General features: G+C 60.2%; 24 protein-coding genes and 1 tRNA gene. 12 read left to right on the top strand and 13 right to left on the bottom strand.

Annotation, left to right across the window (positions count from 1 at the left end):
- Positions 1–133: 133 nt before the first annotated feature.
- Together OQ248_RS27760 and OQ248_RS27755 are read left to right on the top strand one after the other, a co-directional pair.
- The gene (locus tag OQ248_RS27760; RefSeq protein WP_265814833.1) at positions 134–1,261 is read left to right on the top strand and encodes a saccharopine dehydrogenase NADP-binding domain-containing protein; all 1,128 of its coding nucleotides are present in this window, start codon (positions 134–136) and stop codon (positions 1,259–1,261) included.
- Between the two features lie 2 nt (positions 1,262–1,263).
- Positions 1,264–1,755 (top strand): DUF2269 domain-containing protein, encoded by a 492-nt coding sequence (locus OQ248_RS27755; RefSeq protein ID WP_265814832.1) that lies wholly within the window; start codon positions 1,264–1,266, stop codon positions 1,753–1,755.
- A 63-nt stretch (positions 1,756–1,818) separates the two neighbouring features.
- On the opposite strand, the gene OQ248_RS27750 is transcribed toward OQ248_RS27755, so the two are convergent.
- A complete protein-coding gene (locus OQ248_RS27750; RefSeq protein WP_265814831.1) occupies positions 1,819–2,808 on the bottom strand; it encodes a zinc-dependent alcohol dehydrogenase family protein in 990 nt (329 codons plus the stop codon).
- Positions 2,809–2,973: 165 nt separating this feature from the next.
- Here OQ248_RS27750 and OQ248_RS27745 point away from each other — a divergent pair, with 165 nt between their 5' ends.
- Entirely contained in the window at positions 2,974–3,864 is an 891-nt protein-coding gene (locus tag OQ248_RS27745; protein ID WP_265814830.1) for a LysR family transcriptional regulator, read from the top strand.
- A gap of 81 nt (positions 3,865–3,945) precedes the next feature.
- On the opposite strand, the gene OQ248_RS27740 is transcribed toward OQ248_RS27745, so the two are convergent.
- Complete coding sequence (locus tag OQ248_RS27740; protein ID WP_265814829.1) at positions 3,946–4,470, bottom strand: hypothetical protein; 525 nt, start codon at positions 4,468–4,470, stop codon at positions 3,946–3,948.
- 90 nt (positions 4,471–4,560) lie between these two features.
- On the opposite strand from OQ248_RS27740, the gene OQ248_RS27735 reads away from it, so the two are divergent.
- Positions 4,561–4,938, top strand: a complete 378-nt coding sequence (locus tag OQ248_RS27735) for a Ypar14, super integron cassette (protein ID WP_265814828.1) — start codon at positions 4,561–4,563, stop codon at positions 4,936–4,938.
- 34 nt (positions 4,939–4,972) lie between these two features.
- Here the strand turns inward: OQ248_RS27735 and OQ248_RS27730 are convergent, their stop codons facing one another.
- From OQ248_RS27730 to OQ248_RS27710, 5 genes are all read right to left on the bottom strand, one after another.
- Entirely contained in the window at positions 4,973–5,518 is a 546-nt protein-coding gene (locus tag OQ248_RS27730; protein ID WP_265814827.1) for a GNAT family N-acetyltransferase, read from the bottom strand.
- Between the two features lie 118 nt (positions 5,519–5,636).
- Positions 5,637–5,927: a hypothetical protein gene (locus tag OQ248_RS27725; RefSeq protein WP_265814826.1), complete on the bottom strand. Its 291-nt coding sequence runs from the start codon at positions 5,925–5,927 to the stop codon at positions 5,637–5,639.
- A gap of 40 nt (positions 5,928–5,967) precedes the next feature.
- Complete coding sequence (locus OQ248_RS27720) at positions 5,968–6,804, bottom strand: suppressor of fused domain protein (RefSeq protein WP_265814825.1); 837 nt, start codon at positions 6,802–6,804, stop codon at positions 5,968–5,970.
- Positions 6,801–7,694: a hypothetical protein gene (locus tag OQ248_RS27715; RefSeq protein ID WP_265814824.1), complete on the bottom strand. Its 894-nt coding sequence runs from the start codon at positions 7,692–7,694 to the stop codon at positions 6,801–6,803. Before OQ248_RS27715 ends, OQ248_RS27720 begins: the two co-directional genes overlap by 4 nt.
- Before the next feature lie 90 nt (positions 7,695–7,784).
- Positions 7,785–8,687 carry a LysR family transcriptional regulator gene (locus OQ248_RS27710; protein ID WP_265814823.1) on the bottom strand — a complete coding sequence of 301 codons (903 nt, stop codon included), beginning with the start codon at positions 8,685–8,687 and terminating at the stop codon, positions 7,785–7,787.
- 124 nt (positions 8,688–8,811) lie between these two features.
- Here OQ248_RS27710 and OQ248_RS27705 point away from each other — a divergent pair, with 124 nt between their 5' ends.
- Positions 8,812–10,254, top strand: a complete 1,443-nt coding sequence (locus OQ248_RS27705; protein WP_265814822.1) for an aldehyde dehydrogenase family protein — start codon at positions 8,812–8,814, stop codon at positions 10,252–10,254.
- Between the two features lie 51 nt (positions 10,255–10,305).
- Here the strand turns inward: OQ248_RS27705 and OQ248_RS27700 are convergent, their stop codons facing one another.
- Positions 10,306–11,868: a sensor domain-containing diguanylate cyclase gene (locus tag OQ248_RS27700; protein WP_265814821.1), complete on the bottom strand. Its 1,563-nt coding sequence runs from the start codon at positions 11,866–11,868 to the stop codon at positions 10,306–10,308.
- Between the two features lie 225 nt (positions 11,869–12,093).
- Here OQ248_RS27700 and ycaC point away from each other — a divergent pair, with 225 nt between their 5' ends.
- The 3 genes from ycaC (at position 12,094) to OQ248_RS27685 (ending at position 15,306) form a co-directional block, all read left to right on the top strand.
- Positions 12,094–12,726, top strand: a complete 633-nt coding sequence (ycaC, locus tag OQ248_RS27695; protein WP_265814820.1) for an isochorismate family cysteine hydrolase YcaC — start codon at positions 12,094–12,096, stop codon at positions 12,724–12,726.
- A 170-nt stretch (positions 12,727–12,896) separates the two neighbouring features.
- A tRNA-Lys gene (locus OQ248_RS27690) sits at positions 12,897–12,971 on the top strand.
- Positions 12,972–12,996: 25 nt separating this feature from the next.
- Positions 12,997–15,306, top strand: coding sequence for a hypothetical protein (locus OQ248_RS27685; RefSeq protein WP_265814819.1), 2,310 nt, complete (start codon positions 12,997–12,999; stop codon positions 15,304–15,306).
- Positions 15,307–15,358: 52 nt separating this feature from the next.
- Here the strand turns inward: OQ248_RS27685 and OQ248_RS27680 are convergent, their stop codons facing one another.
- The 5 genes from OQ248_RS27680 to OQ248_RS27660 all read right to left on the bottom strand — a co-directional run bounded on the left by OQ248_RS27680 (position 15,359) and on the right by OQ248_RS27660 (position 21,854).
- The gene (locus OQ248_RS27680) at positions 15,359–16,621 is read right to left on the bottom strand and encodes an FAD-dependent oxidoreductase (protein ID WP_265814818.1); all 1,263 of its coding nucleotides are present in this window, start codon (positions 16,619–16,621) and stop codon (positions 15,359–15,361) included.
- A 4-nt stretch (positions 16,622–16,625) separates the two neighbouring features.
- A complete protein-coding gene (locus OQ248_RS27675) occupies positions 16,626–18,203 on the bottom strand; it encodes an aldehyde dehydrogenase (NADP(+)) (protein WP_265814817.1) in 1,578 nt (525 codons plus the stop codon).
- 67 nt (positions 18,204–18,270) lie between these two features.
- The gene (locus OQ248_RS27670) at positions 18,271–19,218 is read right to left on the bottom strand and encodes a dihydrodipicolinate synthase family protein (RefSeq protein WP_265814816.1); all 948 of its coding nucleotides are present in this window, start codon (positions 19,216–19,218) and stop codon (positions 18,271–18,273) included.
- Positions 19,219–19,273: 55 nt separating this feature from the next.
- A complete protein-coding gene (locus tag OQ248_RS27665; protein ID WP_265814815.1) occupies positions 19,274–20,200 on the bottom strand; it encodes a 4-hydroxyproline epimerase in 927 nt (308 codons plus the stop codon).
- A gap of 22 nt (positions 20,201–20,222) precedes the next feature.
- The gene (locus tag OQ248_RS27660) at positions 20,223–21,854 is read right to left on the bottom strand and encodes an APC family permease (RefSeq protein WP_134827150.1); all 1,632 of its coding nucleotides are present in this window, start codon (positions 21,852–21,854) and stop codon (positions 20,223–20,225) included.
- A 235-nt stretch (positions 21,855–22,089) separates the two neighbouring features.
- On the opposite strand from OQ248_RS27660, the gene OQ248_RS27655 reads away from it, so the two are divergent.
- The 4 genes from OQ248_RS27655 to OQ248_RS27635 all read left to right on the top strand — a co-directional run bounded on the left by OQ248_RS27655 (position 22,090) and on the right by OQ248_RS27635 (position 25,823).
- The gene (locus OQ248_RS27655) at positions 22,090–22,860 is read left to right on the top strand and encodes an AraC family transcriptional regulator (protein WP_085733987.1); all 771 of its coding nucleotides are present in this window, start codon (positions 22,090–22,092) and stop codon (positions 22,858–22,860) included.
- 64 nt (positions 22,861–22,924) lie between these two features.
- Positions 22,925–23,194 carry a hypothetical protein gene (locus OQ248_RS27650; protein WP_265814814.1) on the top strand — a complete coding sequence of 90 codons (270 nt, stop codon included), beginning with the start codon at positions 22,925–22,927 and terminating at the stop codon, positions 23,192–23,194.
- 180 nt (positions 23,195–23,374) lie between these two features.
- Positions 23,375–24,430, top strand: coding sequence for a Rieske 2Fe-2S domain-containing protein (locus OQ248_RS27645; RefSeq protein WP_265814813.1), 1,056 nt, complete (start codon positions 23,375–23,377; stop codon positions 24,428–24,430).
- Between the two features lie 37 nt (positions 24,431–24,467).
- Complete coding sequence (locus tag OQ248_RS27635) at positions 24,468–25,823, top strand: FAD-dependent oxidoreductase (RefSeq protein WP_279309480.1); 1,356 nt, start codon at positions 24,468–24,470, stop codon at positions 25,821–25,823.
- The last annotated feature ends 76 nt before the right edge of the window (positions 25,824–25,899 follow it).

Raw genomic sequence — 25,899 nt, 5'->3', positions numbered from 1 at the left:
GTCCATTCGAACTTCAGAAACGTCAGGAATTTCCGGTCGTATTTCTTGCCTGACCTGCCGATATCAGGGAAGCTCCCGCGAATCCTGTCTCGGGCAAGTTGGCTGTACGATCGAATCGTTAGGGAAGCGTTGAATGGCGTTCAAGGTGTTGGTGGTCGGTGGGTATGGAAACTTCGGCAGCATCGTCTGCCGGCATCTGGCGTCGATGCCCGATGTTGATCTGGCGATCTCGGGGCGCGATCCGCACAAGTTGCTGCGCAAGGTCGAGGCGTTGCAAGCCGCTTCAGGAAAAAACTGCGCCAGTTGGTGCGGCGATGCCATGGGGCCCGGGTTCCTATCCGCATTGGGCTCGATGGGGATTGAACTGGTCGTTCACACCGGAGGCCCGTTTCAGGGGCAGTCCTATGCGGTAGCCGAAAGCTGCATCGAGGCCGGTGTGAACTATTGCGATCTGTCCGACTGCCGAACCTTCGTCAACGGTATTGCTGTACTCGATGCGCGCGCGAAAGCGGCGGGCGTGGCGATTCTCAGTGGTTGCAGCTCAGTGCCGACCCTGTCTTCGGCCATCATCGATCAGCAGCGGTATCGCTTTCAGCGCATAGATTCGATCGAGCATGGCATTTCCTCTTCCGCGAAGATGCCGGGGCTGTCGACTGTCGAAGGTGTGCTTGCCTACGCGGGCAAGCCGATCAAGCAGCTCAAGGATGGCCGGGTTCACGAGGTGCCGGGCTGGCAGGATCTGACGCTGCGCAAGATGCCGCATCTGGGCAGCCGTTTGCTGGCTAACGTTGACGTGCCGGACATGGACATTTTCGCCGGTCGTTATGGTGCCCGGACCTTGAGCTTCAAGGCGGGTGCAGGATTGAAACTTGGCGGTGTCGCCAACGCCTTGTTCGCCCAGGCCCAGAAGATGGGGTTGATTCGGGATCATGCGCCATGGGCCGCGCGCCTGCACCGTTTGGGCAGCCGGTTCGAGCGATTCGGCGATGGCAAAAGTGCGATGTACATCGACGTGCAAGGTATCGGGATTGAAGGGCAAACGCTGTCCATGACCGCTCAACTCACGGCCAGAAATGACAAGGGCCCGGAAATACCCAGCTGCGCAGCCGTCGCCCTGGCTATCAAAATGGCCCGAGGGTATGTGCCCGAGTCCGGCGCCCGGCCTTGCGTCGGCGAAATTACCGTCGACGAATACATGGCCGCGATCAACGACCCTGAGAACCTGAGCCTGTCCGTGCATTTCTCTGACGGGCAGCGCTGAGCATGCTTTACCTGTGCCTCAAATACATTCACGTGATCGCCGCTGTTTTCCTGTTCGGTTTCGGCATGGGGTCCTACCTGTATCTGATCGCCGCCAGCCGCACCGCCAACCCTCAGGTGATCGCTCACGTGGCAAGAATGGTCGTGCGCTTCGACGCCTGGATCACTACTCCGGCAGGCTTCATTCAGATCGCATCGGGCTATGGACTGATCAGGCTGGCAGGCCTGCCGTTGACCACGGAATGGGTGCTGACCTCGTTGATCATATTTCTTTGCGTGGGGTTGCTCTGGCTGCCGGTGCTGGTGCTGCAGAAGCGCTTGTACGTGATGGCTTCGAATGCGATCGAAACCGGGGGAGGGCTCGCGGATGAGTACCGGTCGGTCTACCGGAAATGGTTCTGGATGGGGGTGGCCGGTTTTCTGGGGATGTTCGTGATCGTCTTGATGATGGTGACGAAGATGACACCCGTGCAGGTAGCCGGACTACTGCTGTAGCGGGGCGGAGGCATGTCTGCCGGTGGCCCGACGCGATGCATCGGGCCGCGGCGACATCGCGATTTAAACAGTCACGACAATCTTTCCGACCTGCTGATTGGCCTCAAGAAAGCGATGCGCTTCCTGAATGTCCTCAAGGGCGAACGTCTTCGCGATGATCGGTTGCAGCGCGCCCGAAGCGAGGCCGTCGCCAATGAACGCCTTGGCCCGGGCCAGCGCCGCAGGATTCGCGACGACCTCCGCGTAAAGGTAGCCCTTGAGGGTCAGGCATTTGCCCAGCACGGTGAACAGCGGGAACGGCGTAGGCTCCGGGCTCAAGGCGCCGTACTCAAGCAGAATGCCGCCTCTGGCCATGCTCTGGGTGAGCTGTTCGAACCCGGGGCCGCCGATCGGATCGAACACCACGCGCGCACCCTGGCCATCGGTCAGGGCCATGACGGCGGCGACGATATCCTCTTCATCGCTGACGATGACGTGCGCGGCGCCGGCGTCCAGCAAGGCTTGCTTCTTGGCGCGGGTGCGGGTCACGGCGATCGAAGTCGCGCCGACCATTCGGGCAATCTGGAAGGCCGCCAGGCCGACGCTGCTGGAGGCGGCAGTGACCAGCACAAAATCGTTTTTCGCCAGCTTGGCCTGTTCGACCAGCGCCCCCCACGCGGTGACGTATTGCATCCAGGAGGCGGCGGCCTGTTCGAAGGACAGGTTCGACGGGTGTTTGACCGTCAACTCGGCGGGCACGTTGGCCAGTTCGCCGTAGGTGCCCCATTTGGCGATGTCCAGTGGCGGAATCAGGCTGACCGCATCGCCGACCTTGAACTCGCTGACGCCGGCGCCGACGGCAGCCACCACACCGGCGGCTTCATAACCGAGGCGGCTGGGAAATTGCGCTTCCTGCAGGTAGGCGTGATTGCGGAACATGACCTCGGCCCGATTCAGTCCGAAGGCCTTGACCTCGATTTGCACCTCGCCGGATGCCGGGGCCGGCACATCGACCGATTCCAGTTTCAAAACGCTTGCGTCGCCGTATTCATGAATCCTGACAATGCGTGCCATGGTTACCTCTTCTGTGATCAATGAGGCCGGTGTGAACGACCTGAGTTCCAGTGATAACGCGCCTGTTGGAGTTGTGCGCGTCGTTGCCATGGCCGTCAATTTAGGCTTTGGCCCGGGTCGGATAAAGACCTACGATAGCGCAACACTAGAAACACAGGGTTTCCAATGGATCGCCTTACATTGATGGCTGTCTTCGTCAAAGCGGTGGAGCTTGGCTCCTTCAGCGCGGTGGCCGATGAGCTCAATCTGTCCCCGCAACTGGTCGGCAAACAGGTCAAGATGCTCGAGCAGCATCTGGGTGTCTCGCTGCTCAATCGCACGACCCGCAAACAGAGCCTGACCGACTTCGGCCGCACGTTCTATCAACGGGCGAAGCTGATCCTGGCCGACATGGACGCCGCCGAAGAAATGGCCGCGATGACCCGAGGCGTGCCCAGTGGCCGCCTCAGAATCAACGCACCGGTCACCTTTGGCGTCAGCACGCTGGCGCCTCGCCTGCTGGAGTACATGGTCAGGTACCCGCAGGTGTCGGTGGATCTGACCCTGTCCAACGAGCTCGTTGACCTGCTGGAGGGCGGGTATGACGTGGTGTTTCGAATCGGTGATCTGTCCGACAGCGGCCTGAAGGCATTGCCTTTGAAGCCCTATCAAATGGTGCTGTGCGCGGCGCCCGCCTATCTGGCCAGGCGTCCACCGATCACGACCCCGCTGGATCTGCAGGAACATGAATGCCTGGCGTTCGCCTACTCCGACGGTCGTTCCCACATTCGCCTCGAAGGGCCGGACGGTTGCATCGACGTGCCGATTAAAAGCAGATTGACGATCAATCAGGCCGACCCGTTGCTGTCGGCAGCGGTGGCCGGGCTGGGTGTGGTGCTGTTGCCGTTGGAACTGGTCAAGGATGCGCTGAGAAACGGAACGCTCGTCGGGCTGCTGCCGGATTACAACGTCCCGGTCTCCCCGATGAACCTTCTGTACGCACCGGATCCTCGACTGACGCCCAAGCTGCGAAGCTTCGTGGATTTTGCGAGGGCTGTGTTTGGGGCGGGTGCTTGAGCGGGGGAGCGAGGCCGTCATAACGTGATTTGATGATTGCGCTCTCCCGAGTCGGCGGATTGAACAGTGCCACAGCGCTGCTCAATCCGATTGTGATTTCTCTGCCGCACCGCATCTTTTCATCCAGTCCCAGTTCAGAAAACCTCCGGTGAACGCCAGCAGTTCCAGATCGATCTGGTCGACGGTTGCATTTATCCCGGCTCGGGCCAGATCGTAGGCATCATCGAAGTAGCCGCACAGGGCAAGTGCCTCCGTAAAACTGCCATTGTCCCTCGCCCAGACTTGATACATCCCTTCAGCCAGTGCTCTGGCGAAGCCAGGATTGTCGAGAAGCATTTTGTGCGCATCGGCCAGGACGTACGGCAGTAGCTCTGCGGTGGTCATGGAGGGACGTGCGATTCGTAATAATTGATTCGCGGTGTCGAAACGATTTGATTCGCCCATCAGTGCGAGTTCTATCAGCGCATAGGCAGGGTTTGCCTGGTCCCGGATCTGCGCATCCGCCCACTGCACGATGTCCGGGACGTCAAGTGTACGGAGTTCCAACGCGAGCTTCAGGTAGGCGACTTGTTCGCTCAAGGGCACATCGGATGCAGAAACTGTCATGCGGTTCTCAAATGTTCAGGCGTAGGGGCAGAGTGTTTAACAGGCAAATGATGGGTACGATGCAGATCAAAGACAGGCCAAGGAAACAATATGCCGCTGCTCGTATGGGACCCGTTTGATCTGATTGGCGTACTCGGTGTCCTTCCGTCCCGGGATGAGTTTGAAACGTCGCATCGCTACTCGATCCAACAAGGCTCTCTCAGACTGGAGCTGACGGTATGGCAGTACGATTCCGATGTCGAGATTCAGCTATGGGAAGCATCGCTGCCCAACCCCATCATCAAATACACTCTGCTGGGCTGCCCGGGGATCCGGGTTGTAGAGGACAAGCGCGGAAAATTCCTCGAATTTGCCGCGTCGAACACGTTCACCGGGCGATATGACGGATATTCAGTGATTCCCTACGGGCTCAGGCTCTGGGTCGAGCCTCAGATTTTCCTGGAGCCATTCAGCTACTCGACAGCCTGATGACTCCACTGTCGCAAACGTCGCATTCCGTATTTCAAGCGTGTTGTTGCGACGCAGCCCATTGCTCCCTGGTCAGCCCGTAACACTTGCACCAGGCCGGTGTCGTGGACAGCGTCAGCTCGGCATCATACAAGTGCACCGCGCCGATCTTCATGGCTGCTTTCTGCGAGCGGATGTTCGACGGTGCGATGTGAAAATAGACAGTGTCGTACGCCTTGAAGGCGTGTTCCACCATCAGCTGCTTCAGTTCGCGATTGGTCTCGCCACCCCATTTCGCCCGCACCAGAAAGGTATACCCTATAGCGATACTGTCCGGCAGGTCGGGCGGGGTGTAATAGCTCGACATGCCCACGATCAGCCCCGAGTCGATATCAATGACGGCCAGCGTTTTGCCGGTGGCTAGCCGCGCGGCGAAGTACGTTTCGAATACCGGCCGCTCATGGCGGTCGCTGGCGGGGTGGCCTGCCCAGATGTGCGGGTCCGAGGCCGCCAGAAACAGGCCTTCAAAATCGTTTTCGGTCAGAGGCCTGAGCCTAAGCGTGCTCCCGCGTAAAACGGGTTGGCAGTCGAAGTCGCGCACTTGAATGGGTTCCTTTCCAGTTGAATCGTGGGAAGGGAACCAGTCTAGAGTCACGGAACCTCAAGAAAAGATCCAATGCGCCTGATATTGATGGAGCCATCGCGCTCAATCTTGATATCTACGGTTTCGACGCTTGAATCGCCGCATCAAGCAATGGCCCCGTGATCAGCCGTGCCTTGTAATCGCTGACGAAATAATTGATTCGATTGGCCAGGTACTGAATGGACAGCCAGCCCAGGCCGTGGTGATCGCGCAACTCATCGTCGTTGAGTTTGATCAGAGCGTCATAACTCACAAAAGACGCTTCGCAATTGACGAGCAGATACAGCGATCCGTCCTCAGCATCTAGAAGGTCCCAAAAGTTGTCGTTGAGGTGATAGGTCGCAGGGGCAAGTCGAAGCAGCTTCATGTTTGATTCCCGAGAGTTTCCTTTCCCTTGAGTGCCGCCGTCATACAACGCTCTCACGTTGCAGGCTGCTCATATGCCCGATGCCCGCAGCCTTCAAACGGTTTACCAGATCATCGCGCGCTGCGCGCCCACCCGAACGAATGTATTCAAGCTCCGACGCTGTGATCAATACCACGGAAACCATTCTGACCGGGGATAGAGGCATGTCATCCAGTCGGGTAGGGAAGGCCGGTTCAGGGGCACCCAGCAGGACGCCGGTTGAGTCGTCCTCGGTCACGAAATGTGCGGGCAGTTGATCACTCATGTGACTGGACAGGCTGAACCCGGGAATTTCGATGGATAGCGCACCGTACTGGTCGAGTCGGTGGGTAATTCCTCCAGCGTCTGCCACCGTTTTGGCAATGTGCTCCACCAGCTCGAATGCCCAGCTGCGCTGGAAAGGGTCGACATCACCCAAGGGACCACGGGCGTGCTCGGGTATATCGGCGGTTTCCAGGAACAACTCCATCTCGAAACCGTTGCCCGTCCCCTCAGCAGCATCATCGAAAGGGTCCGACAGGCCTTCAGTGGCGATGATTATGTTGTCGCCACGGCGAATGACCCGGTAGGCCTGACGCGTCGAGGGCCAGTAAGGGCCGCCGGAAAAGCTCGGGCTCATCATGTACGCAAGGACATCCCGCTCCACGGTGCCGATAGATCCCCAGTAGCGATCCAGACATGCTGCGCCGGCCGTTCTTACTGCCATGTTTGCTGCTTCAGCCTCATTCAGGTTGCCGGCAGTCACCAGTTCTTGCAGATGAAGGGCTTGTGGTGAGGCCTGGGTGTCCTGGTTAAAAGGACGTTTCAATGAGTCGAGAAGCTTCTTGAACAAATTCATGTGCGTTCCTTGCTGGTGTTGAGCGGGGCGGGCTCTTTCTTATCGGTAGCCGGAGCTTTTTCCTGATGTTTCCCCACGTGGTTTTTCCACGGGAAGTACTTAACAAAAACCGAGCGATTGATTACTCCGGACTCTCCCACCTGAAACCCGGGCATGTGTTGCAGATCAAGCTGTAAGCACTGAGCCGCGAGTGCCTTTTGTAATGGGGGATCCGGGTGAAAGGACTCTGGACGGAAATAGCTTTTTTCAAGCGTCACATCGCAACGTGTGACTTGGCCCTTTGCGTTAGCCGTGAAATCAAAGTGGGCGCTTCCGAACGCGTTGATTGAGTGCCCGGCCAGCACGTTGTCCCAGAAAAATCGGCTTTCCAGTCCAGCCTTCCGGCGTGTCAGGTCGTAATCCGAAACTGGCGATACATCGTCCTTGGCGATCAACGGCGCGATGATTTCAAGGGATCCATCGGCTGGATTCTGGAGATCTTCCGGGATTTCCGTCCAGATGCTGCTCCAGCACACATCGGTGACCAGATTGGCGAAGTCGGGTGGGGAGCCCGGTTCCGTTGACTGCGTCTCGCAGAGCAACATGTCTCCTTGACGACTGAGCTTCATACGCAACTTCACGCTTCCTTGCATCCCTTTGTCATTCGCAAGGAACACACTGTTAACCAAGGTTCGACGCAAGACCCTGATATAGCTCCTTGCCTCCATGGCCCTGATTTCTTTTGAAGTCATGAACATGGGAGCGGACTTGCCACCACTCTCCGCATAGGCATTTAATCGCTGGTCGGTGGTCAGTTGGTGACAGCCAGAGAGCGACGCCAAGCCTGTCAGTAAAAGCAACGACGAGATCCGTCGACAATCGATCCATGATTTCAATGTATTGCTGGGCACTCATCTGTTCCTTGAAAAAACGAGGCGCCATTCTGCCTTGAAGCCAGACCGCCGTACATTTGCAATGCACATCTCGATTGATCGCAAGAATCAAACCGGACTCGGCCGCAGTTCGTGCACCAGATCAATCAGCGCACGCAACCGCGCCGGCACGAAGCGATGGCCCGAGTAGTAAAGCCTCAACCCGCCAAACGACGGACACCACGGCATCAGCACCGGCACCAGTGCGCCGCTGGCCAGTTCTTCCTGGATGAACCACTCGGAAATGAAACCGATGCCCAGGCCCAGCACCACGGCCTGTTTGATCGCCAGCAATTCGTTGAACACGAAGCGCGTCGGCAGATCCATCTGCAATTTCTCGCCGTCGCGTTCCAGCTCCCAGTGATAGAGGCCGCCGTGGGCCATGCGCATGCCGATGCTCTGGTGGGTGAGCAAATCCCGTGGGTGTTCGGGCACGCCGTGGCGTTCGAGGTACTCGGGCGTTGCCACCATGAGCATGCGGATGTCGCCTGACAGGGCCACCGCAATCATGTCTTGCGGCACGGACTCGGCCAGGCGGATCCCGGCGTCGAAGCCCCCGGCGACGATGTCGACCATGCTGGCCTCGCTGACGACGTCGATGCGCACCTCTGGATAGCGCCGTGCGTACTGATTGAGCAGCGGCTCCAGCAGCAGGTACGCCGCACCGTGCGGTGCGTTGATGCGCAGTGTGCCGCTGGGCTCGTCGAGACCGACGCTGGCTTCTTCGCCGGCACTCTTGATCTGCGCCAGAGCCGGGGCGATGCGCTCCACATAGCGCTGCCCGATATCGGTGAGGGCAACGCTGCGCGTAGAGCGGTTGAACAGGCGTACCTTCAGGCGCGCTTCGAGGCCTGCCACCGCGCTGCTCACCGCCGTGGTGGACATGCCCAGTTCCTGTGCCGCGCCGCGAAAACTGTTGCGCCGGGCGACGGCCAGCACCACTTCCAGCTCGGTCATTCCTGTTCTGTGCATGGATTGTCCTGAAAATAGGGATGTTTCATCAGCCAAAGGATAGCTTATCGGAACAATCAACCCTTCTTAGACTTCGCTTCATCGAGGCTCGCTTCAAGCGGGTCATTTTCAGCGAGGAGTTGTCATGCAGCGCATTGAACACATCTACATCAACGGCGAGTACGTCCTCCCACACGGTCAGGAGTGGTTCGACCTCCATAACCCGAGCACCGAGGAAGTCATCGGTCAGGTCCGGTTGGGCGATGCACTCGACGCCCAGCGCGCCATCGCCGCCGCCAAGGCTGCGTTCCCGGCCTGGTCTCGTACCACGCGGGAAGAGCGCATCGCCGCCCTGCAACGCATGCACAAGGCCGTGGCGGCCAGAGAGGAAGAACTGCTGGAAGCCATCCTTGAGGAGTATGGCTCGCCTGCGGTTCGCGGGCGCTGGATGGCGACGTACCCGGCGGAGGTGATTGCGCAAGCGATCAAGGCACTGGAGGCGTTCGACTTCGAAGAACAGGCCGGTATGGCCAAGGTCATTCTGACGCCCGTGGGCGTGACTGGCCTGATAACGCCGTGGAACAGCAATGCCGGCTTCATCTGCAACAAGTTGGCCACCGCACTGGCGGCGGGTTGCACCGCCGTCATCAAGCCCAGCGAGATGAGCGCGTTGCAGACGCAGGTCGTGATCCGGGCGTTGCACGAAGCAGAGCTGCCACCGGGTGTCTTCAATATCGTCAACGGCCGAGGTGACGTGGTTGGCGAGGAGATCGCCCGCCATCCCGATGTGGCCAAGATCTCGTTCACCGGGTCGTCCGCGGTCGGTCAGCATCTGGTCAGAACCGGCGCGGACACCCTGAAACGCGTGACCCTGGAGCTGGGGGGCAAGTCACCCACCGTGGTACTCGATGACGCGGATTTCCAGGCAGTCATGCCGCTGGCACTGCACGCCGGATTCCTCAACAGTGGCCAGGCCTGCATCGCAGGCACACGCATTCTTGTCCCGCGTTCACGGCTCGCAGAGTTCGAACAGATCGCGAAGGAGAGCGTCGCACAGTTTCAATCGGGCGACCCGCGCAACGCCGACACCGATATCGGCCCGATGGTGAGTCAGAAACAATGGGACCGAGTGCAGCGCTACATCCGTATCGGCCAGGAAGAGGGCGCGAGGTTGCTGGCGGGTGGCGAAGGTCGTCCGGAAGGCCTGCACGCCGGATGGTTCGTCAAACCCACGATCTTCACCGACGCCAACAACCAGATGCGGATCGCGCGGGAAGAAATCTTCGGCCCGGTGCTGACGATCATCCCTTACGAAGACGACGCCGATGCGATCCGCATCGCCAACGATACGGACTATGGGCTGAGCGCCCTGGTGCTGGGCCAGAACCCCGAACGCTGTGTGAACATCGCCCGTCAGATCGATTCGGGACGCGTGCTCATCAACACCCTGGCCCACGAACCGCGCGCTCCTTTTGGTGGCTTCAAACACTCGGGCCTGGGGCGTGAAATGGGCAAGTGGGGGATGAGTGCGTATCTGGAGCCGAAGACGTTGATCACGGATGCTCCGAAACCGGCCCGCGAAGATTGATCGATATCGAACGGCAACCCTGAATGGCGTCAGCTCTGCTGGCGCCATCGATCACACCGACTCGTCCGCCGAACACCAACGATTGCGCCCCAGCCGCTTCGCCTGATACAGGCAGGTATCCGCCGACTTCAGCAGCATGGCCGGGGTCACCGCGTCGTCAAGCGGATGACGGGTCGCAATGCCGGCGCTGGCGGTGACGTACCCGAGGGGATGCCCGGTGTGTTCCAGTTCCAGCGCGCGGATGGCTTGCAGGATGTCCTCTGCGACTTGAATGGCGCCGGCGTTCTCGGTGTTGGGCAGCAGCACGGTGAATTCTTCGCCACCGTAGCGCACGGCGAGGTCGCCGGGGCGTTTGACCGCTTGCTGGATCGCACGTCCGACGGCGATCAGGCAGTCGTCGCCGGCGGCATGGCCATAGCGGTCGTTGTAGCGTTTGAAGTGGTCGACATCGAGCATGATCAACGACAGCGACGAGCCCTGGCGCCGGGCCAGACGAATCTCGTCCGCCAGCGCATTGTCCAGGCGCCGACGGTTGCCGAGGCCGGTGAGGCTGTCGGTCAGTGCCATGTCGCGCATGGCCTGGTGCGCGGAACGGATTTCCCGTTCCATCGCGATCCGCTGGCGCAACTGGCTCAGTACGATCAGTCCGAAACCGGCGAGGACCAGAATCAGAAAAATCAGCACGAAGCCGTTTTTCAGCAAGTCCCGACGCCACGGCGCGGTGATGGAATCTTTCGACAGGCCGGCCTCGACCACCAGCGGATAAGTGGTCAGGGCGCGATAGCCGTACAGGCGCTCGGTGTCATCGACCACTGCCCGGATCTGCGCAATGCCTTCGTTGGAACTGGGCAGGTAGGTCTTGAAGATCTCGCTGTTCGCCAGGCTTTTGCCCACCACGGAGGCGATGAAAGGGCGGCGAACCAGAATCGTGCCGTCACGCATGGCCAGCACCAGTGCGCCTTTGTCATCGATCCGGAAATCGCCGTAATAGTCGACGAAGTAACTGACCTTGACCGTCCCCAGCAGCACGCCGGCGAACGAGCCATCGGGGTTGTTCAAACGGCGGGAGATGGGAATGATCAGGTCATGGGTGGAGCGGCTCTCGACCACCTGGCCGATGCGCACTTGCCGATCCTCGTGGGTGCGGTGGTACTCGAAATAATCGCGGTCTGCGTTGTTGGCCATTTCCGGGGTGACCTCTTTGTCGGTCACGATCCAGTGGCCGTCCGGGCCGTAGATGAACAGGCCGTGCAGCTGCGGCATGATTTTCGATTGCTGCACCAGCAACTTGTGAATGCGCGGGACATCGAGGTTCTGCAGACCATCACCTTCGACACGCTCGGCCAGCCCGGCGGTGACCACATCGACCTGGCGAATCGTATCTTCGGCGTGCTGGGCCGTGGCGCGGGCCAGGTTGGTCACCGAATCGCGCGCGGAGGCAAAGACCGAACGATAGTCACGCCATGTCCGCCAGCTCTCGACCGCCAGAAACGCCACGACCACCACCAGCATGAAGCTGACGGTCAGCCGAAAGGTCGAACCGGCCTTCATCGCTTTGCCGGCGGTGCGCCGCGTGTCGTTCGCAGTGGGCGCTTGTGTGTTGCGTCCGAGCATCAACTTTTCCCTGGATGTCGTTCTGAACGTATTGCCGGCGAACATTATGACAAGGATCGGCGGGAAGGTCGGGGCCGCCGCGTGATTGAGCCCAGGATTGAGTGGATTGTCTCGTTTGGGTTGACGGTTAAACGCTTTGCAGGTGATTTATCGCTTTCAGGCGAGTCATTAATCTGTGCCCATCTTGAACGCAAGCGAACTTCCACAACTAAAAAGGGATTCAACATGAGCACTGCAACCTACAACCGCCTGAACAAAGACGACGCCGTGGTTCTGCTGGTCGATCACCAGACCGGTCTGATTTCGCTGGTCCAGGACTTCTCGCCGAACGAGTTCAAGAACAATGTGCTGGCACTGGCCGACCTGGCCAGATTCTTCGAGCTGCCGACCATCCTCACCACCAGTTTCGAGCAGGGTCCGAACGGCCCGCTGGTGCCGGAACTCAAGGAAATGTTCCCGGATGCGCCGTACATTGCCCGCCCGGGCCAGATCAATGCCTGGGACAACGAAGACTTCGTCAAGGCCATCAAGGCCACCGGTCGCAAGCAGATCATCATCGCCGGTGTCGTGACCGACGTGTGCGTGGCGTTCCCGACCTTGTCGGCACTGGCGGAAGGGTTTGACGTGTTCGTGGTGACCGATGCTTCCGGCACCTTCAACACCACCGTGCAACAAGCCGCATGGAACCGCATGACCCAGGCCGGCGCACAGATGATGAACTGGTTCTCCGTGGCCTGTGAGCTGCACCGCGACTGGCGCAACGATATCGAAGGGCTGGGCAACCTGCTGTCGCAGCGGATTCCCAACTATCGCAATTTGATGAATGGGTATGCGGCGCTGACGGCTCGTCAGGGTTGATCGAGTACTGCAAAAAATCGAAAGGCCTGCCTTCAAAAGCAGGCCTTCGTTTTTACTGCATAGCGTGACGTCGTTTCAGTCAAAGATGAAAGATCGGAACCAAACTGCAACAAAATCCCCAAGATTGAGCTTCACATCTTTTCATCGCCAGTCGACAATGCGCGCTCTGTTCCGGGGTAGTTCAGCGGTAGAACACTCGGCTCTTAACCGGGTGGGCGCTGGTTCGAATCCAGCCCCCGGACCCATTACAACGCAGGGTCGCAAGGAAGAATGTCCAGGCACGATAGGGAATCGGATGCGTTTGTCGGGATAAGCGACGGTTATGCGCACTTCCAACTATCTCGAGCGCTGACCGCCGCACGAGAAAACGACGCGGACCCACAAACGCTTGATAGGATTGAGCGTTGGAGAAAGGTGGTCGAGCATCTCGTAAAGGGCAGCGCGCAGTACGGCTCGCGCACGCCATTTACGGGGTTGCCCGAATGGGTCACGTTGGAAGTGGCCACTGGCGGCTTTGCCACTGGCAAGCTTCTGGCCGGGGGCGAGTTAACGCTTTATGAGCTCCGGTTGGCTGCATTGATCCCCGGCATTCGCGTCGGGTTTGAACGACTCGATTTAAATACCTGGCATCTTTCAGATGAAGGCGTTGGATCGCTTCAAGCGTGTCTGGCGAAAGGGAATTATCAAATCGATGTGCCGGAGGAGGCTGCGCTGCTGACAGTTGCCTGGTTTCTGAAGCACCAGCGCATCGAGGAAGCACGAACGCTGATCGAGCAGATTGCGCCTTTTTTCGAGCGGCTGCGTTTCTTTCCGACAGTCACTGACAAACAGCCGCTCTCGATGGCTGAAGTTGAGGTTTTCAATGTCGGTTACGTCAGGCCGCGCCTGTCCAAATCAACTGCGCAACCGCGTCTGAACGTTCAAAAGCACGTTGTCGGAAACAGCTTGCCTCTCTACGACGCAGCCATCTCGCTTTTCCTTCTGACCTATCAGGAAAGCTGGCCTTGCAGGCATTATCCTGAGGGTTGGTTCGAACGTGCAATTGCGCTTGGCGCACAGTTTGACAAGACATTTGAGTCTGATCCCCGCAGTGCTGGCTCCTCCATGAACCGGGTGGTGGAGTTGCATGCATTGCTCAAACAGTGCTCCTCTGATCCGGCATCGCTGACGGGGCGTCAAGTGGGACGTATCCGGAAGATTGTCGATGACTTTCTGGCCAAACATGGCCATCCAGAATCCGAAAGACACTCCCAAAAGCGAGCAAAGCAACGCGATCATGTGAAAGCGTCGGCACATCATCTGATTGCCAAGGCTGTCTCCGCGCGTCTGGCGAATTATCCAGACTCTGAAGGTATCTCTGATTTTTCCCCTCTGTTGGAACCCATCACCAAAGAGGAAGCGAACCTGCATGCATTAATGGCTGGAGACGCCGTTCCCCCCTCGATTCGTCAACGCCTCGAACGCTGTCGCAAGGGAACCGTCGCGGAGTTGATTGACCAGGGTGTGATTACATCCGGAGATACGGTGGCGCGAGTACTGCCTACCATGACGGCAGAAATCTGTAGTGCGGGATATCGAGACGCAACGCTGAGGATATTGTCTGTCGCTACGTACCGAGCTTTCAGGCGTCGACGCTCTTTGTTGCTATTGGATATGCAACGTCAGGTGAAAATCGGAGATATTCCATGGGTGTCTGCGCTTGAAAGTGAGTATGAAGCGAACGCATCTGCGGTCGAAGGCGCCAAACAGGCCCTGATCGAAGCGTCTGCACTGACACTATCGGCGTTCCCACAAGCGATTATTCCGAACAAACTGCTTCAGGAATTTTCGTCCCTGGTTGAAACGGCGAAGCTGGATCTTCCAATCGTGGAGGAGGTCGCGGCGGACATCTTCATGGGCGCTTTCTCGAATAAATTCGTGAAGGCCGCCAGGCAATCAGCCCGTATGTTGACTGGATCGCTTTACGCCCGATATTACGACATCGATACGGATCAGTTGGCAGACCTTCCCGACCCGCCGAAATCGAGGCGCACCCAAACGTATTGGCAACGTTCGACAAACAACAACGATGCGCTGGCCCGACTGTGCGCGCAGCGTGCGAATGCCGATATCGGTACGTGGCATCCTGCAACCAACGGCACCATTATCGAGCAACAACAGATCGTGACAACACAGAATCTGGCAGGACTGTTCGGTGTGCTGGGGCTGAGAGAAGTGCTGCATGATCGCCTGAGTACAATGGCTCAGTCGTGCTTCGAATGGGTTTGCCGTCGCCAACAAATTCAGATCCAGCTTTACCACGCACGTTTGGTCATGTTGAAAAATACGGCCTATGCCTGGCGTCAGATGATGTTTTATTTGTCGATGCTGGATCCGGTTCAGTTGCAGAGTGCACTCAAGGCTATTGAAATGCATTTTGCGGCCCAATCCAGTGAGTTTCGGGAAAGGTTTCTACCGGCCATGATCGGGTTGCATATAGCAGCGTCCGGTCATCCGTTGACTGAGAGTCGCCAGAAACGCGAAGACGGGAAGGTGTTTCTCGGATGGACCACTGAACGACATTGGCTGATGCCTTCCTGAAAATTTATCGCCAAGCGAAAGGCCTGCCCTCAAAAGCAGGCCTTTCGCTTTTTCAGAAACGATCCAGCCTGTAAGGCTCGACACTCGGCAGTTCCTCGCCCCGAGTCGCACCCAGCGGCGAAACCATCCGCTCAACCATCTCCGCCGTCACCGCCGCCTGCGTCAGCCCCAAATGCTGATGCCCGAACGCGAGCAGCACCTTGCCGTCGTTTGTCTGATCGATGACCGGCAACGAGTCCGGCAGCGAAGGCCTGAACCCCATCCACGGTGTGGCCGCCTCAATACTCAACTCCTCACGAAACAACCCCTTGCTCAAGCGATGCAACTGCCAGGCCCGCGCCATGGTCGGCGGCGCTTCAAGTCCGGCGAACTCGACGGTGCCCGCCAGGCGCAGGCCTTCGGACATAGGCGTCATGATGAACTTGCGTTCCAGTGATGTGACGGGGAAGGGCAGCCGGTTATGTTCCTGAGGCAGCATCAGGTGATAACCACGCTCGGTGTCCAGCGGTACTTTCTTGCCGGTCAGCGCGGTTGTAAGTCTGGCCGAATGGGCACCGCAGGCGATCAGTACTCGACGGGCATTCAGGCTGCCGGTTCCGGTGTTGAGCGAAACGCCCTGTGCATTCAGTTGTCCGCCCTCGACCCGTTGCTTCACAAACTGCACGCCACTGGCCTTGGCGGCGCTGACCAGTTCGCACACCACGCGGTACGGATCGATGAAGTGCCCGGTGCTCGGGAAAAACAGTCCACCCTGCAGGTGTTCGCTCAGTTGCGGCGCGGTGTCACGCAACGCAGATGCCTGCCATAAGTCGACCGGAACCTGTTGCTGACGCAAACGCGCCTGCAACGCTTCAATGGCCGGGCGCGAATCGGGCCGTTCGAACACCAGCAGTGAACCTTCCACCTTCAGCAGATCAGGGCGCTGGATGTCACCGAGCAACCGGTGCCAGGCCTCCAGCGAACTCTCATTGAGCGCTCGCAGACCTGCCACCGTGCGCTGGAACGGCGCCGAGCGCAGATTCAGCAGCAGGCGAGTGAACCAGGGCAGGGCGCAGGGCAGGTATTTCCAGTCCAGGCGCAGCGGCCCCATCGGGTCCATGAGCATGGCCGGCAAGCGCTTGAGGATCGACAGGTCGGCAATCGGAAAAACCTGCTCGGTGGCCAGGTGCCCTGCATTGCCGAACGATGCGCCGTGGCCGGGCTCCTGCGGGTCGATCACGACCACCTGCAAACCCTGCCGCGCCAGACGCAGGGCGCAGGCAACGCCGATGATGCCGGCGCCGACCACGGCGATGTCATGGGTGATGTTCGGCATGGTTTCAGGCTTCCCTCTGGCCATCGAGCAGACGTCGTAGCGCCAGTGGATTGGCCTGTTTGAGCGCAGTTGGCAGCAGGGCGTCGGGGAAATCCTGATAGCAGACCGGGCGCAGGAAACGCAGGATCGCCGCCGTGCCGACCGACGTTGTGCGCGGATCGGACGTAGCCGGGAACGGCCCGCCATGCACCATCGCGTCACAGACTTCGACCCCGGTTGGCCAGCCGTTGACCAGCAAGCGTCCAGCCTTGCGTTCCAGTGTCGGCAGCAGTGAACGGGCCTGATCCAGATCCGCGTCATCCAGATGCAGGGTGGCGGTCAGCTGACCTTCCAGCCGTTCGAGCACCTGACGGATTTCATCGTGGTCGGCACATTGAACGACCAGTGATGCGGCGCCAAAAGCTTCGGCTTGCAGCGCGTGATCGGCGAGAAAGTCCGCAGCATCGGCGACAAAGACATGGGCCTGACCCTGGTTCGGAGCTGTTCCTCTCTGCCCGACTGCGGCAAGGCGTGCCCGCGGGTTTTCCGCCAGTGCGTTCACGCTGGACTCGTAGGCATTGAAGATGCCGGGCGTGAGCATGGTCTGGGCCGGGCTGCGCTGGATGAGCTCGGCGGCGGCGCCAATGAAGGTGTCCAGCGCCGGTCCCTTGAGGGCGATGACCAGGCCGGGATTGGTGCAGAACTGTCCGGCGCCCAGCGTGAGCGAGGCGACAAAACCTTCGGCCAGTGCTTGTGAACGATTGCGCAGCGCAACGGGAAACAGCAGCACCGGGTTGATCGAACTCATTTCCGCATACACCGGAATCGGTTCGGGGCGAGCTTGCGCCGCTTTGATCAACGCGAGCCCGCCGCTGCGCGAACCGGTGAAACCGACGGCTTTGATGCGCGGATCGCTGACCAGCGCAATCCCGACTTCACGCCCGGAACCGTACAGCAACGAGAAAACACCCTCAGGCAGACCGCAGGCCTTGACGGCCCGAGCCACGGCGCGGCCGACCAGTTCGCTGGTACCGGGATGGGCGCCGTGGGCCTTGACGATCACCGGGCAACCGGCGGCCAGGGCCGAAGCGGTATCGCCGCCAGCGACGGAGAACGCCAATGGAAAATTGCTCGCGCCGAACACCGCCACCGGCCCCAGTGCAATCTGGCGCTGACGCAGATCCGAGCGCGGCATCGGCTGACGCTGCGGTTGGGCGCTGTCGACCCGCACATCCAGCCATTCGCCGGCGCGTACGGTGCGGGCGAAAAGGCGCAGTTGCTGGCAAGTGCGCCCGCGTTCGCCCAACAGGCGGGGGCGCGGCAGACCGGTTTCGGCCATGGCGCGTTCGATCAGCTCATCGCCGAGGGCTTCGATTTCGTTGGCGATGGTTTCGATAAATTCGGCGCGTGTTTCGAGCGACGTTTCCCGATAACGGTCGAACGCGTCCCAGGCCAGCGCGCAAGCCTGTTCGACGTGCTCGGCGGAGCCGCCAGCGTAACCGGGCTCCAGCAGTGCGTCAGTGGCCGGGTTGATCCCCTGAATGACCTCGCGATTGCCCGAGAGGTTTTGCTGACCGATCAGCAGTTTGCCCGTAAGAGACATGGCATGTTCCTGAAAAGAAAGAAGGCCCGCCGCCGGTAATCACGGCGGGCTGAAACGAGGCTGCGGGTCAGGCGAAGTTCTGTTCCGCCGACCAGTTTTCGTACCAGTGACGGAACAGCGCGTACTGGGCTTCCGCATAGCGACGCTGGGAGTCGCTGAGGGCGTCGGACTCGTTGAAATGCAGGGTGTATTCCTTGTCGCCGTTGAGCACCATCAGGTGTTTGTAATACAGCACCAGATCCGTGCCTTCATCGAAGGACGACAGCACCGCCAGCGCCGACTCCAGCTCCCGCGCCTGACGTCGGGCCTTGGCGTCTCCCTTGGCCGCCTGCTTGCTCAGGGCCACCAGTTGCAGCACTTCGCGGGGCAGGGCGTTGCCGATGCCGGTGATCGCGCCGGTGGCGTTGCAGTTGACGAAACCGTGCACCACTTGAGTGTCGACACCCACCATCAGGGTCACGTCTTCGTCCTTGGAGGTGATGTTTTCAGCGGCGTAGCGCAGGTCGGCGCCACCACCGAATTCCTTGAAGCCGATCAGGTTCGGGTATTCGCGACGCAGTTCGAAGAACAGGTCAGCGCGGGTCGCGAAACCGTAGTAAGGGCTGTTGTAGATCACCGCCGGCAAGTTCGGCGCGGCTTGCAGAATCGCGGAAAAGTGCGCCTTTTGCGCGGCGAGCGAAGCGCCTCGGGACAGCACCCGAGGAATCACCATTAAACCCTGAGCACCGACTTTTGCGGCATGGGCAGCATGGGATACCGCTTCTCGGGTGTTGATGGCGCCAGTACCGACAATGGTCGGAATCCCTGCTGCCACCAGCCGCGCCACGCCTTCCTGACGCTCGGCTTCGGTGAGCAGCGGCCAGTCACCCATGGAGCCGCAATAGACCACGGCGCTCATCCCGGTATCGATCAGCTCGCGACCCTTGGCCACCAACGCATCGAAGTCCGGTTTGCGTGCGGCGGTGCACGGGGTAATCAGGGCGGGCATGCAGCCGGTGAAGATGTTGTCGCTCATTATTGTTCTCCTTGGAACGGTCATTCAGAAAGGTTTGGAAAAGCAGCGCGGCGGCTCAGATGCCCCACGCGAACGGATCTTCTTCGTCGATCAGCAGCGTGCTGTCGGCGGTCATGTAGGCGCGGCCGGTGATGAACGGGCGCACGCGTTCACCTTCCCGTTCGAAGCGGCCTTCGAACTGGCTGCCGGTGATGCTGGCCTGCACCCAGCGTTCGCCGGGTTGAAGTTTTTCGTCGGCGGCCAGGCAGGCGAGCTTGGCGCTGGTGCCGGTGCCGCACGGTGAGCGGTCGTAGGCTTTGCCGGGGCACATGACGAAGTTGCGGCTGTCGGCATGATCGTCATCGGCGAACAGTTCGACGTGGTCGATAATTGCGCCGTCCTCGCCATGGATGCCTTGGTCGTCGAGGGCCTTGAGCATTTTCCAGGTGAAGTCGGTCAGGGTTTCGACGTTGTCCATCGTCAGCGTCTGGCCGTGCTCCGACACCAGGAAAAACCAGTTGCCGCCGTAGGCGATGTCGCCGAGGAAACGGCCGTAGCCCGGCACCTCAACCGCTACTTGCTGGCGGAATCGATAAGCCGGCACGTTGCCCAGGGTCACGGCGCCGTCCTCATGCAACGTCGCACTGACGGGGCCGACCGGCGTGTCGATCTTGTGCACGCCCGGGGCGATCAGCCCCAGATGCTGCAAGGAGGCGATCAGGCCGATGGTGCCGTGGCCGCACATGCCCAGATAGCCGGCGTTGTTGAAGAAAATCACCCCGCAGGTGGCGTCCGGCGATACAGGTTCGCAATACAGCGCGCCCACCAGCACATCGTTGCCGCGCGGTTCCAGCAGGCAGGCGCGGCGCCAGAGGTCGTGCTGGTTGCGCAAAGCATCGCGCTTTTCGGCCATGGTGTTGCCGGGCAGATCGGGGAAACCCTTCATCACCAGACGCGTGGGTTCACCGCCGGTGTGCGAATCAATGACGTGTACGCGTTTCATGTTCGTGTCCCTTCAAGAGGTTTCAATAAGCGCCGGCAGCGCGCGGGTTGGCAGCGGAGGCCGGGGACGTCGAAGCGACTTCGCTTTCATCCTCTTCGGACTCCAGACGCAGCAGGTGCGACGGCACACCGGTGGCGGCGCCCCAGTAATAGATGCCAGTGGCGAAAGCGGCGACGACCAGCGTGTCGAAAGGGTGGGCGAGGATGCCCAGGCCACCGAAAGTGCCGAGTTTCGACAGGACGATGGTCACGGCGTAGAAGGCGATCAGCCACGCGGATGAGCGCACTTGATGGGCAAGGCTCAGATGTCTGGTCGGTACGAAACGACCACACAGCAGGTACACGACAAACATCAGGATCTGCAGACCGAGCAGCCAGGACACGGTGTCCCACCCGGACCAGTAGACGATCAGCGCGGCGATGATGAACGACACCGGGCCCAGCACACCCATGCACTTGACCCGGAACGGGCGCGGCATGTCGGGTGCATTGCGACGCAGCGCGGCGACAGTCACCGGGGCTACGGCGTAGCTCAACACCAGTGCGGCGGAGACCACGTTGATCAGCGCTTCCCAGGACGGGAACGGCAGGGTCCAGAACACCGACAGGGCGAAGGTCAGCCACAGCGCCGGGCGCGGGATGCCGGACTTCTCATCGATGCGGGTGAAGACCTTGAAGAAGGTGCCGGTCTGCGCCCAGCCGTAGATCACCCGTGGCGTGGCGTTCATGTAGATGTTGCCGCAGCCGCTGGGCGAAATCACCGCGTCCGCGACCACCAGATAGGCCAGCCAGCCCACACCGAGCGCCAGGGCGATGTCGCGATATGGCAGGGCGAACTCCTTGGAAACCCCGGCCCAGCCATTGGCGAGCAGTTCGGTCGGGATGCCGCCAAGGAACGCCGTTTGCAGCAACACGTAGATTGCAGTCGACAGCAGCACCGACAAGATCAGTGCAATGGGAATCGTGCGTTGTGGATTTTTCACTTCGCTGGCCACCGAGATGATCGGGGTCAGGCCGAGGTAGGCGAAGATCACGCCGCCGGCGGAAACCGCCATTTCGATGCCCGAAAGCCCGAAGGGGGCGAAGCCCTGAACCTGAAAGTTCTCCGGTTTGAAGAAGGTGAACAGCACACCGATCACCAGCAGCGGCACGATGAACTTGAACACGCTCACCAGATTGTTGGCCTTGGCGAAGGTCTTCACGCTGCGGTAGTTGAGCAGGAAGAACACGCAGAGCAGACCGAACTGCACCAGCCAGCCCAGCACCGTCGGATCACCGCTGCCGGCTTTGGTCAGGCCGGGAAACCACGCCGCCGCATATTGGCGCGAGGCGACCACTTCGATCGCCACCAGACTGGAAAACGCGATCAGCGTAATGAAGCCCATCAGATAACCGAGCAGCGGCCCGTGGCTGTAGACCGGGTAACGCACCACACCGCCGGCCCGGGGCAGCGCCGCGCCCAGCTCGCAGTAGACGATGCCCAGCAGCAACACGGCGAAACCGCCCAGCAGCCAGGAAAAAATCCCCGCCGGCCCGGCAATCGCGGAAACGTGACTGGCCGCGAACAGCCACCCCGAACCGAAGATCGCTCCGAGTCCGATAAACGTGAGGTCGATCAATGAAAGCTGTTTTTTGAACTTGCCTTGGCCTGACATGGCGTCGCCTTCTTGTGAGTTATTGGATAGGCAGGTGTATGTCACTGGGACGGGCCAACATTGAACTCATCGGCCGCCGCGTGATTGATGTTTTGCGCAAGCCTGGATGACGAAATCAGCACAATTGCGCTGAACGACGGCAGGCCTCGACAGGCCGCAGGCGTTGCTGCACTCTGCACGCGAACGCCGTATGGCGGACCGTTGGCCGATTCACCCGCGAAGGAAGACACCGACGATGCAGAACGCATTTGCGCGCCTGTGCGAGGGCGATGAACACAATCGCCCCCAGACCCTCGAAGCCTTGGTGGCAGGCGTTGCTGCGCTGTTGCCAATGCTGGACGTGATTCCGAATGCGGTGATTTTCATCAAGGATCCGGACGCGCGTTACGTCCTGGCCAACCGCACACTGGTGCAGCGCTGCGGGTTAAAAGACCTGAAGCCGTTGCTCGGCAAAACCAGCGCGCAGGTTTTCCCCGCGCAATTGGGGCCGGGCTACACCGAACAGGATCGCCGGGTGCTGGAAGAAGGGTGGGTGCTGGAGGATCAGCTTGAATTGCACCTCTACGGCAGTCGCGAACCGGGCTGGTGCCTGACCCACAAGCGACCGTTGTACAACCGCGATGGCGCGATCATCGGCCTGGCGGGGATTTCGGTGGATCTGCAATCGGCCAGCGAGACGCATCCGGCGTTCGAACGTCTGGCCGCCGTCGACGAGCACATTCGCACGCATTTCAATCGGCGGGTGACGCTGGGCGAGCTGACCCGGATCGCCGGTATTTCCGTGGCGCAGCTGGAGCGCTACTGCAAACGCGTGTTCCACCTGACGCCCCGGCAGATGATCCAGAAGGTACGGCTGGAACATGCCCATCGCTTGCTGCACACCGACCTGCCGATCACCGAAGTCGCCCTGCAGTGCGGCTACACCGACCACAGCGCCTTCACTCGCCAATTCAAGGCCTCGACCGGATTCACACCGCGTCAGTACCGGCAGGCGACAGAGCAATGAACGGTTCCCGGGTCATTGCGGATAAGCTGAGCCCGTCAGTCCCAAGTTGCGCAGGTGAAACGAGATGAACCGGATACAGATACGCCATTGCGCGTATTTTCTTTGCGCGATCATGCTGACGTTGACGACAGGCTGCTCCAGCAAGGCTCGCTATGCGACCGTGGGTGATCGCTGCTATGCCAAAGCGGTGCCGACGATGGGCGAGGGCGGTCTGGCCTGGGGACAGACCCTGGGCCAGGCACAGAAAAAATCCATGGATAACTGCATGCGCTACGCCGGCCGCTCCGGCGGTACGCCCGGTACCTGTCAGGTGGTGTTGGCCAAGTGCAAGTGAATACCCAGTCATAGCGGTATATCTGATTTCACATAAGCAACATGCTTCTCACGACATGGGCGAGGCCGGCGCGAATCTCTAGCATGGATTTCGCACTCGTCGTCCGCAGGCCAACAACACATCCAACAGCCTGCGGATGCGCACCCCTTCGGTGCCTTTTCCACGTCAAGGAGAACTCACATGTCCACGGCCGCAATAGCCTGCCAGTCCGTTACCTGGAACCCGATCACCAAGAGCAGCACCTTCACCGCACAAGACCGCGAGACGCTCAGCAAGCACTGGCACCCCGTCGCATTTTCTACAGACGTAACCGACAAACCCTATGCCGTCACGCTGCTGGACGAGCCGGTCGTACTTTACCGGGCCGGCGGGAAACTGAACGCCGCGCGGGATATTTGCAGTCATCGCGGTGCGCCACTGAGCAAAGGTTGGGTGAAGGGCGAAAACATCATCTGCCCGTATCACGGCCTGCACTTCGGCACCGATGGTCGCTGCACGCGCATCCCGTCGGAGCCCAATGCCAATCTCACCGAGCGCCATCGCATCCAGATGTACTCGACCCGCGAGGACTTCGGGCTGATCTGGGTCTTGATGTCTGGCACCAGTGCGCCGTTCGCTGAAATGCCGTCCTGGGCCGATGACAGCTTCCAGCGCATCCTGCCGCCGTCCATCGACATCGCGGCTTCTGCCGGCCGGCAGGTGGAAGGGTTTATCGATGTCGCGCACTTTGCGTGGATTCACCACGAGGCTTTTGCCGAGCGCGACAACCCGGTGGTGCCGACCTACAAGGCCGAGGTCACGCCGTACGGGGTTCATGCCGAGTACATCAGCAACGTCAGCAATTTCCCCAAGAGCCTGCAGCATCGCGCGCCGGAAGGCTTTCTCTGGAACCGCACCTTCGATGTCTTCGCGCCGTTCACTGCGCGCCTGACCGTCAACTTTCCCGAACCGGAACACCGCTTGGTGATTCTGAACGCGGCCAGCCCGATCTCGGCGCGCAAGACCCGCATGTTCTGCGCGATCACCCGCAACTTCGACAAGGAGATGCCGCTGGAAGACGTCTACGCGTTCAACCAGCAGGTCTTCGAAGAAGATCGCGACATCGTCGAACTGTGCCGCCCGGAAGACTTGCCGCTGGATCTGTCGCTGGAAATCCACATTCCTGCCGACCGCTCTTCCACCGCCTACCGTCGCGCCTTGAGTGCGCTCGGCCTGGGACGCGCGTTCACCAGCTGATTCAACCGCTGCGTATCGATTGACTGGAGGATCGACCATGTTCAAGTGGGAATGTCTTGTGTGCGGCTTCATATACGACGAAGCCGTGGGAATGCCTGAGCACGATATCCCGGCCGGGACTCGCTGGGAGGACGTGCCGGAAAGCTGGTATTGCCCGGAGTGCGGGGTAGGGAAGGCTGACTTTCAGATGATTCAGGTTGGGCAGAGTGCAGAGCCGAACTCCGTGCCGGAGCAATCCGACCCGGTGATCATTCTGGGTTCGGGGCTGGCCGGATACACCGTGGCGCGCGAGCTGCGCAAGCTGGATAGCGACACGCCAATCCTGATCGTCACCCGCGACGGCGGCGAGTTTTACTCGAAACCGGCGCTGTCCAACGCTTTCCAGACCGGGCGCCTGCCGGAGCAACTGGTGACCTTCAGCGCCGAGCAGATGGCGGCGCAACTGCAAGCGCAGATCAGGACACGTACTTCGATTGAACGGATCGACACCGATGCCCGGTCGATCTACATCGACGGCCAGCCACTTCGCTACCGCGCACTGGTGCTGGCGCTCGGGGCCGATGCGCGTCGCCCCGCGCTGGAGGGTGACGGGGTGGACGCCATCATCACCGTGAACGACCTGGAAGATTACCGGCGCCTGCGTCAGCAGATCAGCGCTGATAGCCGGATCGCCATTCTGGGCGGCGGGTTGATCGGCTGCGAGTTCGCCAATGATCTGCGGCATGCGGGTCATGAAGTGTGGGTTGTCGACCGGGCCACCTGGCCGTTGAGTCGCCTGCTGCCTGCAGAGGCCGGAGAGGAAATGGCCAATGCGCTGGCGTCGATCGGCGTACGCCTGGAGCTTGACAATGCGCCCGTTGCGGTTAACCGCGCCGGTCAGGGGTATGCATTGCAACTGGCCGATGGCCGCGTGCTGGAAACGGATTATGTGTTGAGTGCCATTGGCCTCGAACCCCGCGTCGATCTGGCGCGGGCGGCGGGTATTCGGGTTGCCGGCGGTATTGTCACTGACGCTTATTTGCGAGCGAGCGCCGATAACGTTTACGCCTTGGGTGATTGCGCGCAAGTCCATGACCTTGTGCTGCCCTATGTGATGCCGATCATGTTGCAGGCCCGGGCGCTGGCCCGGACCCTGGCGGGGCAGCCTACGCCGGTCGCCTATCCCGCCATGCCGGTGACGATCAAGACCAGTGTCTTGCCGACCATCGTGGCGTCGCCGATAAGCCCCGAGGGAGAGTGGTCGACCGAGTGGGCGGGGCGCTGTGACAAAGGCATTGCTCACGTGAAATCCATTTACCTGGATCAGCAGAGCCAGATGCAGGGATTTGTCCTGATGGGCGGTGCGACCCATGAAAAAGCCGAGCTTCTGAAAAGACTGTCGGACTGGCGGTAGCACTGCCTGTGAACCCTCGCATGGACGCGAAAATGAATAGCGCTATATCATCTGGTATATAGCGCTACATCAATCT

Origin of the sequence: Pseudomonas sp. COW5 (genome assembly GCF_026240005.1) — a bacterium.
In the GTDB taxonomy this organism is placed as follows: Bacteria; Pseudomonadota; Gammaproteobacteria; order Pseudomonadales; family Pseudomonadaceae; genus Aquipseudomonas; species Aquipseudomonas kribbensis.
Note: the sequence above shows the minus strand (reverse complement) of the source record. Positions and strands in the feature narration are given on the sequence as shown.

Excerpts from the sequence above, each read along its gene's own strand:
- OQ248_RS27760 (WP_265814833.1), top strand. The coding sequence starts at position 134 with ATGGCGTTCAAGGTGTTGGTGGTCGGTGGGTATGGAAACTTCGGCAGC.
- OQ248_RS27755 (WP_265814832.1), top strand. The coding sequence starts at position 1,264 with ATGCTTTACCTGTGCCTCAAATACATTCACGTGATCGCCGCTGTTTTC.
- OQ248_RS27750 (WP_265814831.1), bottom strand. The coding sequence starts at position 2,808 with ATGGCACGCATTGTCAGGATTCATGAATACGGCGACGCAAGCGTTTTG.
- OQ248_RS27745 (WP_265814830.1), top strand. The coding sequence starts at position 2,974 with ATGGATCGCCTTACATTGATGGCTGTCTTCGTCAAAGCGGTGGAGCTT.
- OQ248_RS27740 (WP_265814829.1), bottom strand. The coding sequence starts at position 4,470 with ATGACAGTTTCTGCATCCGATGTGCCCTTGAGCGAACAAGTCGCCTAC.
- OQ248_RS27735 (WP_265814828.1), top strand. The coding sequence starts at position 4,561 with ATGCCGCTGCTCGTATGGGACCCGTTTGATCTGATTGGCGTACTCGGT.
- OQ248_RS27725 (WP_265814826.1), bottom strand. The coding sequence starts at position 5,927 with ATGAAGCTGCTTCGACTTGCCCCTGCGACCTATCACCTCAACGACAAC.
- OQ248_RS27720 (WP_265814825.1), bottom strand. The coding sequence starts at position 6,804 with ATGAATTTGTTCAAGAAGCTTCTCGACTCATTGAAACGTCCTTTTAAC.
- OQ248_RS27710 (WP_265814823.1), bottom strand. The coding sequence starts at position 8,687 with ATGCACAGAACAGGAATGACCGAGCTGGAAGTGGTGCTGGCCGTCGCC.
- OQ248_RS27705 (WP_265814822.1), top strand. The coding sequence starts at position 8,812 with ATGCAGCGCATTGAACACATCTACATCAACGGCGAGTACGTCCTCCCA.
- OQ248_RS27700 (WP_265814821.1), bottom strand. The coding sequence starts at position 11,868 with ATGCTCGGACGCAACACACAAGCGCCCACTGCGAACGACACGCGGCGC.
- ycaC (WP_265814820.1), top strand. The coding sequence starts at position 12,094 with ATGAGCACTGCAACCTACAACCGCCTGAACAAAGACGACGCCGTGGTT.
- OQ248_RS27685 (WP_265814819.1), top strand. The coding sequence starts at position 12,997 with ATGTCCAGGCACGATAGGGAATCGGATGCGTTTGTCGGGATAAGCGAC.
- OQ248_RS27680 (WP_265814818.1), bottom strand. The coding sequence starts at position 16,621 with ATGCCGAACATCACCCATGACATCGCCGTGGTCGGCGCCGGCATCATC.
- OQ248_RS27675 (WP_265814817.1), bottom strand. The coding sequence starts at position 18,203 with ATGTCTCTTACGGGCAAACTGCTGATCGGTCAGCAAAACCTCTCGGGC.
- OQ248_RS27670 (WP_265814816.1), bottom strand. The coding sequence starts at position 19,218 with ATGAGCGACAACATCTTCACCGGCTGCATGCCCGCCCTGATTACCCCG.
- OQ248_RS27665 (WP_265814815.1), bottom strand. The coding sequence starts at position 20,200 with ATGAAACGCGTACACGTCATTGATTCGCACACCGGCGGTGAACCCACG.
- OQ248_RS27660 (WP_134827150.1), bottom strand. The coding sequence starts at position 21,854 with ATGTCAGGCCAAGGCAAGTTCAAAAAACAGCTTTCATTGATCGACCTC.
- OQ248_RS27655 (WP_085733987.1), top strand. The coding sequence starts at position 22,090 with ATGCAGAACGCATTTGCGCGCCTGTGCGAGGGCGATGAACACAATCGC.
- OQ248_RS27650 (WP_265814814.1), top strand. The coding sequence starts at position 22,925 with ATGAACCGGATACAGATACGCCATTGCGCGTATTTTCTTTGCGCGATC.
- OQ248_RS27645 (WP_265814813.1), top strand. The coding sequence starts at position 23,375 with ATGTCCACGGCCGCAATAGCCTGCCAGTCCGTTACCTGGAACCCGATC.
- OQ248_RS27635 (WP_279309480.1), top strand. The coding sequence starts at position 24,468 with ATGTTCAAGTGGGAATGTCTTGTGTGCGGCTTCATATACGACGAAGCC.